The 13088-nt window shown below is 33.4% G+C and carries 8 protein-coding genes; 1 reads left to right on the forward strand and 7 read right to left on the reverse strand.

The features are described 5' to 3' along the window. Window positions 1–203: 203 nt before the first annotated feature. From ACXAGJ_RS22875 to ACXAGJ_RS22900, 6 genes are all read right to left on the reverse strand, one after another. A complete protein-coding gene (locus ACXAGJ_RS22875; RefSeq protein ID WP_474843279.1) occupies window positions 204–2204 on the reverse strand; it encodes a glycosyl hydrolase family 95 catalytic domain-containing protein in 2001 nt (666 codons plus the stop codon). A gap of 69 nt (window positions 2205–2273) precedes the next feature. Next, a complete protein-coding gene (locus tag ACXAGJ_RS22880; protein WP_474843281.1) occupies window positions 2274–3386 on the reverse strand; it encodes an ABC transporter ATP-binding protein in 1113 nt (370 codons plus the stop codon). Between the two features lie 9 nt (window positions 3387–3395). Next, the gene (locus ACXAGJ_RS22885) at window positions 3396–4220 is read right to left on the reverse strand and encodes a carbohydrate ABC transporter permease (protein ID WP_474843283.1); all 825 of its coding nucleotides are present in this window, start codon (window positions 4218–4220) and stop codon (window positions 3396–3398) included. Further along, the gene (locus ACXAGJ_RS22890) at window positions 4217–5782 is read right to left on the reverse strand and encodes a glycoside hydrolase family 32 protein (RefSeq protein WP_474843285.1); all 1566 of its coding nucleotides are present in this window, start codon (window positions 5780–5782) and stop codon (window positions 4217–4219) included. The genes ACXAGJ_RS22885 and ACXAGJ_RS22890 overlap by 4 nt, the downstream gene beginning before the upstream one ends. An 8-nt stretch (window positions 5783–5790) precedes the next feature. Further along, entirely contained in the window at window positions 5791–6672 is an 882-nt protein-coding gene (locus ACXAGJ_RS22895; RefSeq protein WP_474843287.1) for a carbohydrate ABC transporter permease, read from the reverse strand. Window position 6673: 1 nt separating this feature from the next. Then, window positions 6674–7870, reverse strand: coding sequence for an ABC transporter substrate-binding protein (locus ACXAGJ_RS22900; RefSeq protein ID WP_474843289.1), 1197 nt, complete (start codon window positions 7868–7870; stop codon window positions 6674–6676). Between the two features lie 149 nt (window positions 7871–8019). On the opposite strand from ACXAGJ_RS22900, the gene ACXAGJ_RS22905 reads away from it, so the two are divergent. Beyond that, a complete protein-coding gene (locus ACXAGJ_RS22905) occupies window positions 8020–8895 on the forward strand; it encodes an AraC family transcriptional regulator (protein ID WP_474843291.1) in 876 nt (291 codons plus the stop codon). A gap of 74 nt (window positions 8896–8969) precedes the next feature. On the opposite strand, the gene ACXAGJ_RS22910 is transcribed toward ACXAGJ_RS22905, so the two are convergent. Beyond that, on the reverse strand, window positions 8970–12146 hold the full coding sequence (locus ACXAGJ_RS22910; protein WP_474843293.1) for a chitobiase/beta-hexosaminidase C-terminal domain-containing protein: 3177 nt from the start codon (window positions 12144–12146) through the stop codon (window positions 8970–8972). Between the last annotated feature and the right edge of the window lie 942 nt (window positions 12147–13088).

Consider the following 13088-nt stretch of genomic DNA (forward strand, 5'->3'; position numbering starts at 1 on the left):
CTTGCCTTGCATACTTAAAGATAACATACCAATCCAAAATCAATAACAAATCTATCTTACATTTTTGTTAACTTGTGCAACAGGCACAATAGCTATAAAGTAAGCTAAAATAGGGTAGGAGACATGATTAAAATATCAAGAGGACATCACAGACTCCTACCCTTCGAAACAAAATTAAAGGAAAAACAATTAATCCAAAAAAATCAAAATTGGACCTTCTTTAAAACTGTATATTTTTTTTTGGCCAAGCCTATTCCCTTTACAGTTATTGATTCCCATGCATCAGGCAAGTTTACCTCTCTTTGAACGATTCCTTCATCAGTAATTTCCAATCCAGCAAAGCCAAATAAGATTGCCTGTAGCATTCCTCCGGCTCCTGTAGCAAAGTAGGGGTTGTCAATCAAAGCCGTTTCTGCCAGTGCTCCAAAAGGTGGTCTTTTATTTGGTTCATAGCTTTTTTTGTATAGTTTATATGCTTCATCTACATTGCCTAATCTGGCATGTATAATTGAAAATATAGCTAATCCCATTGCAGGTCCTTCTTCGGCTATTCTGGGTTCATAATAGTGTAAATCTTTTAAAATGGTTTCTTTATCATTTATAATATTCAGAGGATATGTAAGTAAATTAGCATCTGCCTGTTTAATGATGTCACCTTCATAAGATTCATGTTCTCTGGTAGTTCCATCTGAAAAACAATGTATTCTAATCCCTGTAGCAATTTCATCCCATTTAGGATCAGGAGATAAATCCAATGCTTTTGCAGCTTTGGACGCATATTGTAATGCTTTTATAGCTGCGCCATTGGTAAATGCATTATCATTTACATTGGCAGCAAATTCATTGGCGCCTACAACATTAAAAATACTGTAGCTTCCATCCTTATTTTGTGATACTCTACTCACCCAAAAATCTGCAATCTCTTTAATTACTTCAAACCCTTCTTTTCTCAACCAATTAATATCTTTTGTCACCCGATAATAATTCCAAAATGCAATAGCTATATCCGCTGTAATATGATGTTCAAAAGTACCTGTTAGTGCCCAAGAAGGGGTAGCTTCTTCTCCTGTGTCATCACTTTCCCAAGGGAACATAGCTCCTTTAAACCCATAATTAATAGCTTTTTGTTTTGCTTTATCCAAACGCTTCGTTCTATAATTGATCAGCGATCTCGCAATTTGTTGATTTAATAACAATAAAGGAGGGTACATCCATAATTCTGTATCCCAGAAAATATGTCCGTTATAATTCTGAGAAGAAAGTCCCATTGGAGCTATACTTAAATCTGAATCTCCTCTTGAAAAAGCATATAAATGATATAAAGCTAATCTAATATCCAACTGATCAGTATAATTACCCTCTATTTCAATATCACTTTCCCATAGTTCGGCCCATAATTTTTTATGATTATTCAATAAAATATCTTTTGGTGTTAGCAAATTAAAAATAGTAAATCTCTCAGATTCATTTTTTGGATCTTGAAAATCCTGAGTGGTGCATATTGCTCCTGTCCAGGCAAAACTCATTGTATTTCCAGTTTGCAATTCTTTTTCAAAATATAACCCATGATCATGATCAGATATTTTGACATGTGATAGTTCTGGACGTTGATTTTTTCTCGTAGAGTTTATGTTATGCCATATAAATGTAGCAGATGAGCTTACCGTATGTTTTTCGAAAGTTGTTTTTGCAACAGTTCGCAATATCGGCATTGTTGTCTCAAGGTCCTCTAATACATCAAATGATAGTGTAGGACTTAAAAAATCTGTGGGTGTCAAAATCAACCCAGTTGTCTTTACTACAACATCTTTTAAAGCTTCTACTTCAATATCGATATACCCTGAGTATTGAACATTTCTCAAGGCATAAATCGTATAAGTAACTTTTGCTTTATCCTCAAAAGTAAAAGATGTCGTAAAACAAGCTTCTTTCATATAAAGAGTCTGCTCAAACTCAGATATATTATCTTTAGAAATCAATACTCCATCTATTTCCATATTAAGGTTAGCAAAATTCATCGCAGATACTATTTTACTAACTCCTCCTGCAAACTCTGTTTCATATACATTATTAACTATCAATGATTTTGTTTTAAATGGTAGATTTTCTGGTAAAATTCCTATTCTTCCATTTGCAACTACAATACCTGTGTATTCTTCTGTTTTTTGGGATGTAATAATCCACCCTTTTTCTTTGTTTTCCATGTAATTAATTATAAACTAAACTATGAAGTGGTCTAAACTTTTTTTTCTTTTACTAAAAGAATGCCTATCTTAAGACACTCTTATTTCTGTTTCAAAATCAAAAAATCGTAAGCGATTAATATCGACACCTATATTTATTTGATCACCAACCTGATAATCATATTGAGAATCACTTCTGAAACAAAATGTTTTTTCTGGAGAACCAGTAAAACGAAAATAGATAAAACTTTCACTTCCAATCGGTTCAATGGCTTCAATGATAACTTCCATATCCGTAGAAAGTCTCTTAGTTTGCTCATGCTTTTTATCATAAACATACTCTGGTCTAAATCCAAAGATTACCTTTTTGCCTATATAAGATTCTAATCCTGTTGACATCTTTGTTGGGATTGAGAATGCTAAATCATTAGAATTAAAAGTCATACCTTCTTCTTTTAAAACTTCTCCTGTTATAAAATTCATAGAAGGACTTCCTATAAAACCTGCTACGAATTTATTTTCGGGATTATTAAAAAGATTAATTGGAGTATCACATTGTTGTACCAATCCATCTTTGAGAACTACAATTCGATCTCCCATTGTCATCGCTTCAACTTGATCATGGGTTACATAAATTGTTGTAGCATTTAACTCCCTATGCAATCTTTTTATTTCTGCTCTCATTTGTACCCTAAGCTTGGCATCAAGGTTAGATAGTGGTTCATCAAACAAAAAAACTTTGGGATCTCTAACAATTGCTCTTCCAATGGCGACCCGCTGTCGCTGTCCGCCAGACATATCTTTTGGCCTTTTGTCTAAAAGATGCTTGATTCCCAATATTTCTGCAGTACTTGTTACCCTTTGATTGATAATCTTGGTGTCGATTTTTTTTAATTTTAAGCTAAAAGCCATATTTTCTTTTACGGTCATATGTGGGTATAAAGCATAATTTTGAAAGACCATAGCAATATCTCTATCCTTTGGTGACAAATCGTTTACCAATATATTGTCAATAGTCAATTCACCACTTGTGATATCTTCTAATCCTGCGATCATCCGTAAAAGTGTAGATTTACCACAACCAGATGGTCCTACCAGAACCACAAATTCTTTGTCTTTTATATCTAAATGTACTCCTTTAACAGTAGCAACTTTAGAACCTTTATATACCTTTTTTATTTCTTTTAATGTAATTGAAGCCATCTTATAAAATCATCCTTTTAGTCCTGAACTAGCAACACCTTGTACAAAATATCGCTGAAATATGATAAATATCAACAATGTAGGTAGTGATATCATGATAGTACCAGCCATTAATAATGGCCAATCTGTTAGTAATTCTGTTTTTAAACTTGCCATACCTAAAGGCAGTGTATACATATCATCAGTATAAGTAACAATTACTGGCCATAGAAACTCGTTCCAAGATCCTTGGAAAGTATAAATAGCAACTGCAGCCAATGCAGGTTTAGAAATAGGTAAAAATATTTGCCAAAAAATTCTGAAGTAAGAGCAACCATCAATAAGTGCAGCTTGCTCAATATCTTTTGGAATAGTCTCAAAAAACTGTTTCATCAAAAAAATATTAGTCACGCCTACTAATCCGGGAACAATTAATCCTGCATAACTATTAATTAGCGCAAATTGATTGAGTATGATAAACTTTGGAACAAGCAAAATAATTCCAGGTACCATTAAACTACTTAATAGTATATTAAATATCATATTACGTCCTTTAAATCGTAATCTGGCAAACGCAAAACCGGCTAATGCTGAGAAAAAAACATTGGATATTGTCTGTATTGTAGTAACTAACAAACTATTGAATAGCCATTTGCCAAAGGGAAGTTCATTCCATACATTGTAATAGTTATCTAACGTAAAGATATCTGGCAATAATTTTACTGGCCATTGAAACACATTTTTATCTGCATTTAAACTTATAGAAATCGAAAACAAAAATGGACCCAAATAAATAAAAGTAGCAATACCCAGTACTAAATAGAAAAGTATTTTGTTAATCCTTATTTTTCTCATTTCCAAATAGTTTCTACTGGGTTTATTTGAACTTCTTTAAAACAGCCAATTCCATTTACAGAAAACAACTCAATGATATCTCCAGATATTTCGGGATATACCAAGCTTGTGATTACTTTTTCTCCATCTTGAATAAAAACTTCAATGATAGAATGATCCACATAAACATTTAAGGTAACCATATCCTCTTCACTTGATATAGGGGCACTATCTATTGAAGGAAACTTTTCATTAAATACGTAAGATGCAGCATTTCTTCTATCTATAAAAACTTCATTTTTTGTAAAATCTACTCCAATAATTGTTTGATATACTCCTGACTTAAAAACCTTGATTCCTGAAGTTTCTTGATTATTTCTTTGAATAGAAAAAGAAGCTACAAATGATTTAGAATTTAACGGAACTTTATAATCATTATTCTCGAGACAAATTTCTTTTCTCATGCACGAATCCCCTAGTTTTTCTTTTAGATAAGTTGTAGGAGGTGTGCTCTTTAAAAGAATTTTTTGATTGATGTTGTCAAGATAGAGGTCACGAGGAAGAGACATCGCTCCTCGCCATGGTTTTGTTGGCATATCTTTACTATATAAATGACACCCCAGCCACCCTATCATGGTTGAATAGTTGTCGTGTTGCATGTTGGAGAAAGTAATTCCGGCATAAAAATCTTTTCCATAATCTAGATAAAGGGGGTATTCATTGTCATCAGCAAGAAATCGGATTCCATCAAATTCTCCAATAAAGTATTGCATACCTAGAAAACCTTTTTGTGGATGTCCCGCAGATAAAGTCAATACCCATTTATAAATGTTGGTTCCTTTAACCTGAAGGCGAAATAAATCAGGACATTCCCAGACACCTTCTGTATTACCTAAAGGACCAAACCGACTCATCTCTGACCATTGAATCAAGTCATTGGATTGATAGAAAACAATTTGATGTTTATCTGCCAGACTCACCAGCATATTCCATTTTTGGGTACGCTCGTCATAAAATATTTTTGGATCTCTGAATTCTTTTGATCCTATATCTAATATGGGGTTTTGGGATATAGGTTGGAAAGAAAATCCTCTATCTTCACTAACAGCTATACTTTGATGTTGCGCAATTGCGGTAATCGTGCTGTCTGGTTCATACTTGTATTCAAAAGAGGTGTATGCGGCAATAATTTTATTTTTATTTGGTGATTGATAATCGAGAGCCGTGGTTCCCGAAAATATCATATACTTATTCTCCGGAATGGCAACAGGATGTTCTTGCCAATGAATTAAGTCTTTACTTGTAGCATGTCCCCAACTCATATGCCCCCATTGTGTTCCTTGCGGATTATATTGGTAATACATATGGAAAGTATCATCAATCTTGATTAAACCATTTGGGTCATTAATCCAGTTTTTCTTTGTTGAGAAATGAAACTGTGGTCTATATTTTTCATTATATATAGTAGTAGCTACTGTAGTCTCAGTAGGATCTTCATTCTTTTCTTTTTTACGTTCTGTAGTGCAACTAAATTGGTTGATAACCATACCCAATACTAATAAAATTATAACTTTTTTATCCATAGTCGTTTTTAATAAACTTCTGATGGGAAATATCTTTTTTGAATCATAGTCACTGCAAAAATTAGCAATGCCAAAACAAGAGCAGATGCGGCCCCAAAACCAAATCTGAAGTATTTAAAGGAATTTTGATATACAAAATATGACATGGTAGTAGAAGCATTATCAGGCCCACCACTACTCATTATAAAAATTTGATCAAACACTTGAAAACATCCAATTAAACTCATGATTACTACAAAATATGTAACAGGTCTTACCATTGGTACCGTTATTTTCCAAAATTGTTGCCATTGATTTGCTCCGTCAATCCTGGCAGCCTCATATAAGCTCGTAGAAATGTTCTGTAAACCTGCCAAAAAGGATACCATAAAATATCCAGAAGTTGTCCATACATTCAATAACATTATAGAAGGTAAAACCGTTTTCGGATTAGTAAGCCAATCAATATTAGAATTGACTCCGATAGTACTTAATGCGTAATTTAGCAAACCTGGCTTTGAATAAATCCATACAAAGATGATTGAAGTCACTACAGAGGAGGTTATTGATGGGATATAAAAAGCTGTTCTAAAAAAAGTACGACCTCTTAGTTTTTGATTCATGACAAAAGCCAAAAACAAGGATAAGAACGTTTGTGTAGGTACCACTCCAATTGTGTAAATAATGGTGTTTTTTACAGCTTTTAAAAACACAGGGTCTTTCAATAGTTCAAAATAGTTTTGGAACCCTACGAAAGCCTTATCAGGAATTAAAAGATTCCAATCAAAAAAACTAACTACGAAAGCAAAACCTATTGGAAAAAAAACAAATAGAAATATCAATAGTAGAGGAAAAGCCAAAAATGTGTATGCCCAAAAAAATTGTTCTCTTTTTTGAATTTTAAATTTCATTTTACTTTTTTAATTTATATTTTCTTAGCGTAATTGCTAGTTCTTTCATAGCTTGTTCAATATTCTTTTTTTTATAAAAAATACCTTGCATGGCGGCCTGGCTCTCATCAAACCATCTGCCTTTTAAAGGAATTTTGTATAGTTTTGCATATGCTACACTTTTCATGAAAGTATTTAGAACAGAGTCTTTGTATACTCCGGTTTTTAAAGCTACACTTTTTCTGGTAGGTAATGCAATTCCTGATTCGGTCCAGGTCTTCATCCCTTTTTTTCCAGTTAGAAAGGATAATATTTTCCAGGAGTCTTTTTTGTGGTTACTTTGAGCAGGGATAACCATTCCAACAGTAAAAGCCAAAGTACCTTTGGTTTTTCCTTTAGGAAGTTCTGAAACTCCGTATTTCAAGTCAGGAGCATTATCATGAAGATAGGGAATGATCCATGCTCCCGAAATTACCATAGCGCATTGTTTTCTAGAAAATACATCTCCCATCCAACCTGCTCCTTGATCTGCCGGAATTGTTGCTATGTTGTCGGTATACATCGAATGAACAAAGCTTAAGGCTTCAATAAATTCTGGTTGATCTACTTTGATCTCACCGGACTCAGAAATTAATTCTCCCTTATTTTGAAACACAAAAGGAAGAATAACATCTATAGAAGGTTCCATTACAAAACCAAATTGATCAATTTTACCATCATTATCAACATCTCTAGTCAGTTTTTGGGTGTATTCTCGAAATTCATCCCAATTTCTTGGTGGATGATAAAGGCCTGCCTGCTCAAACATCTCTTTGTTGTAAAAGAGTACATATGAATTAAAATCCTTGGCTATTCCATAGTTTTTGCCATTATACATGAATGAATTTTTAAATACAGGAAAGAAATCATCATAATCAAATGTATTGTCGTTAGCAATAAAATTATCCAAAGGTTCCAGAACTTCAAAGCTCATATATGCTGGCGCCGTATTACCCTTTAGCCAAAAAATGTCTGGAGCGTTGCCCGTACCTAACATTAACTGTATTTTTTCTGGGTAATTTCCAGGAATCGGCTGAAAATTCCAATTTAATTCTGGTTGCGCTTTCTTAAGTTCGTCTAAGGTTTTTCGAATAATCGTTTCCTCTACAGGACTAGATTGCCATGTTGTATATCTTGGATAAGGACGTTCTTTTTTACAAGAAAAAAAAACTGTTAACATAATAAGGACAACTTTTTTCATTTTTTTAAGAGTTCTTTTACAAATTTATTTTTCTTCATTAAGAAAAGATTAATAGATTTTTGCCAAATATGATGCAATTTTTGCATTTTTTAATATTTTATTATCTTTAATGGATAATTTAAAATCACATGAAACCGGATTTTCAAAAACTTATATCACAATCTTATCAAAATTCTTTTAAAGACTTTTGGGTAGTTGCTGATGTTTTTGGTTTTCATTGGCATTATCACCCAGAGATTGAGATATGTTATGTGAAATCTGGAAAAGGGAAAAAAATAATAGGAAATTGTGTGGAGGATTTTAAAGAAGGAGATTTGACAGTTGTAGGACCAAATATCCCTCATACTTGGATTACTGATGAACATTTTAATCTTTCAGACAAAAAGGTAGAAGTCTATGTTGTACAATTTAATATTGAAATTTTGGAAGGTTTTATGCAAATGCCCGAATGTTCCAATATAAAAAGACTTATGGAAAGTTTACAAGGTGGTTGTATACAATTAGAAAATATTGAAAAGAAAAACTTTGCTGCAGAACTGTTAACAATTTCCGAAAAAAAAGGTCTTCAAAAATTATTGACTTTACTTGGACTTTTGGAGCAATTCGGGACTACTCATTATAAAAGGGTTTTGAATACCGGAAGTTTAAAAGCAAATTATAAAAAGCATCAAGAAAATAGAATTACAAAAGTATGTACCTATATTCACAATAACTTTCGGAACCATATTTCTATAGAAAGTATTGCTCAAATGATCTCTATGAATACTTCTTCTTTTTGTCGATTTTTTAAGAAATCCCTTGGAAAAACTGTGGTAGAGTATGTAAATGAGTTGAGAGTTTCCTTTGCTTGTCAGATGCTGGTAGAATCAGAAGAACCGATATATAAAATTGCTTATGATTCAGGTTTTTCGAATATTTCGCATTTTAATAAACAATTTAAAAAAATGACAAGAAAAACACCTAAAGAATATCAACGATCGTTCAAAAGTATTGAGTATAAATAAATTCCTCTCATAAGTTAATGACCTATTTAACTAACATATAAGAGGAGAAAATTTATATATGGCTAAAACAACTTTTATTTTATAATAAGTTTGTGATTATAAGTTTTAGTTCCTTGTTCTACTTTTAGTATATAAATTCCAGCTGTAGATGGAGAATCAATCTCAACGAAATTTTCACTATGTTTAATTGTTTTTGAGGCAACAACTTTACCCATGATATCATAAATATAAATGTTGTTGTTTTTAATCTTTTTTTCTTTAGGAACTATTGGTAAAATGATTTTTAGGATTGTACCAGTAGATATAGGGTTGGGAAATATTTTTATAGAAGAAATATTGTTAATCGATGGATTGTTATTAACAGACACGTTATTTTTCAAAGATTCGTCTTCTTTGACCATAATATTGTCAAAATAAAAGAATTCACCTGTAGTTTTTGCTTTGATAATAACTTGAAGGGAATTCCCATTTCCTATATTATCTTTTTCAATTGTAATTTCTCCATTTGAGAAGTTTCCGTCATGAAAACCAACTAGTTGTTCGTTTCCTTCATCAATAGAAAAGAATACATCAATGTAATCGGCATAGTTGTTTGGTCGTGATTCTAATCCGGAAGCATCTCCACTAGCAGAAACAGAAATTTTAACTTTCTTTCCTGATATATCAATAGCTTTTGATCTCCAAATACCGACAGGAGTATCGTTTTTTCCTCCATTTCCTCGAACTACAAATCTATTATCTGATACGCCAAAAGTACCTTTTCCTGTAGAAGTTGTTGTCCAAGGACCAGTAGAAGAAGAAAAATCAACCAAGAAAGGTAGCGGCAACAATTGGTCTTGATTATCATTGTCTTTTGTGAAAACTGCAGTAGCGGTTTCACTAGCATCAAATCCATTTTTGAAACCTTTTGCTTTGATAGTTGTAGTTTCAGAAATAGAAATTGTAGATGTATATTTGGGAGAACTAGCCGTTGGGGTTGATCCATCTGTAGTATACCTTATTGTAGCTCCAGGGGTATTGGTAGAGATAGATACTATTCGCGTCGAGGTAAAGGTTCCTCCATTAGGAGAAACGATTGGTTTTGCTACGTTTGGAAGATCTGCAACCGGTTCTTCTAACTGGCAATAAAAGACTCCTCTTCCGCCAGTAGCTACATAAAATGTTCCATAGGTATTTAAATCAGCTCCCATTGTTTTAGGTTCATTTCCTGCAACAGGGTTTGTGTGGGTTTCTACCCAAGTAGAACCACCATCTACTGAAGCGTAATATTTATAATTACTGTCTCCTGATTTTTTTGCAAAAGCATAGATAGCAGGATAATTAGTTCCAGGTTTTTCTTTTCCTAATGCTACCATGAGACAACTAGTCAATTGTCCTGCATTGTTAAAAGAGGCACCTCCATTGGTAGAATATTTAAGAGTTTTTCCATTGGCTACCCAAATATGACCAGCTTTTGCTGGTGCAGCTACAATAGTAACATGATTTCCTGATTTGGGACCTGCATTACCTCTTTTGCTAAAACTAGCTCCTTTGTCGGTACTTCTAAGTATATCTCCGGTTGAAGGGTCGTAAATATAAAAATCACCATTAACTCTATCTGAAGCAATAGGATGTACCAAATTAAAAATACTTCCAATACCATACGTACCAGAAGTACCGTCAGAACTTTTAAATGAGCCTCCTTGATCGGTAGAGTACTTTACTCCCCCTCTATTTCCTAGTGCTAAAATATTGTTCTTATCAGTTGCAGAAATGGCAACACGACCACCTCCCCAAGAAGGCGAATATCCGTTTTTAAGCGAAAATGTTTTTCCGCCGTCGGTAGAAACAACAATACCTCCAGAGGACATCTGCCAACCTTCGCCTCCCATAGCAACTACTACATCAACATCACTAACAGAAAAATCAATTCCAGAGCATTCTTGCATCAAATCACTATCTACCTGCTTTCTGTAATTTGGAATACTAGAATATTCATCTAAATCCACTTGAGTTATACCACTAACATCAGCACCACCTGCATAAAGAATAGCATTTGCCGAATTTCCTGGTCCAGCACCAATCACAAGTGCCGGAACAATTTCTTCATGGCCTCGAGAAAGGTCATTTGACCATTGAACCGTCGAAGCATTAATATTATTTGTTTTGTATAAACTATACCAATCGCTAAAATAAATTTTGTTGGCATTACTAGGATCCCACTCAAAACAAGAAATAGCTGAACCTGGATACCCATTTGGATGCCAAGGAACAATATTATTTACCGAATTGTTATTTTTTCTATCCCAACTCGAACCGCTACTAGTAGAATAATAAACTTTGTTTATACCTCCATAAACAGCTTTTGCAGTAATTACCACATTGTTATCATGTGGGCTAGCGGTAACTGTTCTATAGCTACCGGATTCTGGTGTAATATTGCTCCAATTATTAGAAGTACGAGGGCTGTTAATCACAAAAAGTCCTGCTGCAGAACCATCATGTTGCATACAGCTGACATACATCTTATCGGAATTTTTCGATAATGAAATTTCGCTGAATTGGTTGTTATCCTGATAAGAAATGGAAATTTTTGAGAAAGAAGCTCCTCCATTAGTACTTCTGTAAATTCCATTCTCAGATTCATTACCAACGATGGTGGAATTGTAATATTTAGAATAGCTAGAGGCAACATATATATAATTTGAATTATTGGGGTCAAACGCGATAGAGCGAACAGCATTGGTTTTAGGAACTCCGGAAACCTGACTCCAATTGTTTCCGTTAAACTTCCATAAACCATCAGCTGGGGTACCTACCCATAAATCTCCAGTATGTGGATTTATATCCATAGTTGTTCCCTGACGACTCGGATGGTTATTTCCTCCAAAACCCTTGTTTAAGTTCATAGGAAACCATGTTTTTCCTTTATCGGTACTTTTGTAAACGTCCCCTTCCCTTCCATAATATTTGCCCAAAGAAGCGTAGACAATATTTTGATCATTAGGATCAAGAGCAATACCATTTACCCCATATAAATTATCTTTTTCAAAAGGTATCCAATCCAACAAAGGTATGAGTTTGTTTGAAGAAGGATCATAGCGGTAACAACCCCCAACATCGGTGCGGGCATAAATTAAATCTGGATTATTAGGGTGAATATAAACTCCCAGAATATATCCCCCACCTCCAATTCTAACATTATTCCATTTATATTGGGCATTTGCTCCAATGGTTATTAAAATACCAAGTGCTAAAATAAGTTTTTTCATAATGTAATAGGTTTTAATTTTAATACTAAACTATTTGTAACTTTTTATTAATACAGTTGTAGTCTAGGGGCTGTGTAAAGGACCTTTCTTAGCATATAATCAGGAGTTAATTTATTCCTAAATTGAGATCTGTTTTTAAACGATATTTTAAAATGATAATAGTTGCTCTATAATTCAAGAACATTACTGTAGTACTAAAAGAATGATGCAGGCTTATCATCAAAATTAAATAAAGATTAATAGGTAAAAACCATTTGTTTATTAAAGTAATAGGATTATTAATTCAGCCATAATTACGCTTTATAAAACTTTAAACTTTTTTAAAATTAAGATTAACCAGTTCGAATTGATATGTTGTTTTTATGGGTCGTTGCGTTGACTTGATAAATTAAGAAGATGAATTTGTAGACTTCTAAATTAGAAAGTAACATTGCAATTTTTGAAGATCTAAATGTTGACCTCCTCCTGACCTCCTACTAAATGTGGGTGTAGAAGTGATGGTAGGCATACCAGTAATACCTGATCAAGCTCCGAACCCAGTCTATATTGTAGAAAAGTTTTAATACAACACGAAAGAAGATCATTATTTAGGCGCACAAGGAAATACATTTACAACTATTGGGAAGTGTTATAGGGCTAAAAACTAACGCTTTAAAAGATACACACAACCAAAGATTGTAAACAATGACTTGTACCAAAACCAAATGTGTAAAAGGAATGCAACGAATTGAATGCTAGTGGTATATCCAGAAAAGCCAATAAAGAATCCATCAGAATAAGTAACAATTTAGAAAAGAATAAGCTATTGTCACCCCCTATGGAAGCATCAGAAAACAGTGGGGTTTTGATTATATTATCACTAAAAAACACAAAAAAGAGCAAGTGCTGATGTGGGACTCATCTTCATAGTTTATAATTTCAGACTACTGTTCTCTATTCCAG

It is taken from the genome of Aquimarina sp. AWH4_224, assembly GCF_056160245.1.

Excerpts from the sequence above, each read along its gene's own strand:
- ACXAGJ_RS22905 (WP_474843291.1), top strand. The coding sequence starts at position 8,020 with ATGAAACCGGATTTTCAAAAACTTATATCACAATCTTATCAAAATTCT.
- ACXAGJ_RS22895 (WP_474843287.1), bottom strand. The coding sequence starts at position 6,672 with ATGAAATTTAAAATTCAAAAAAGAGAACAATTTTTTTGGGCATACACA.
- ACXAGJ_RS22910 (WP_474843293.1), bottom strand. The coding sequence starts at position 12,146 with ATGAAAAAACTTATTTTAGCACTTGGTATTTTAATAACCATTGGAGCA.
- ACXAGJ_RS22890 (WP_474843285.1), bottom strand. The coding sequence starts at position 5,782 with ATGGATAAAAAAGTTATAATTTTATTAGTATTGGGTATGGTTATCAAC.
- ACXAGJ_RS22880 (WP_474843281.1), bottom strand. The coding sequence starts at position 3,386 with ATGGCTTCAATTACATTAAAAGAAATAAAAAAGGTATATAAAGGTTCT.
- ACXAGJ_RS22885 (WP_474843283.1), bottom strand. The coding sequence starts at position 4,220 with ATGAGAAAAATAAGGATTAACAAAATACTTTTCTATTTAGTACTGGGT.
- ACXAGJ_RS22900 (WP_474843289.1), bottom strand. The coding sequence starts at position 7,870 with ATGTTAACAGTTTTTTTTTCTTGTAAAAAAGAACGTCCTTATCCAAGA.
- ACXAGJ_RS22875 (WP_474843279.1), bottom strand. The coding sequence starts at position 2,204 with ATGGAAAACAAAGAAAAAGGGTGGATTATTACATCCCAAAAAACAGAA.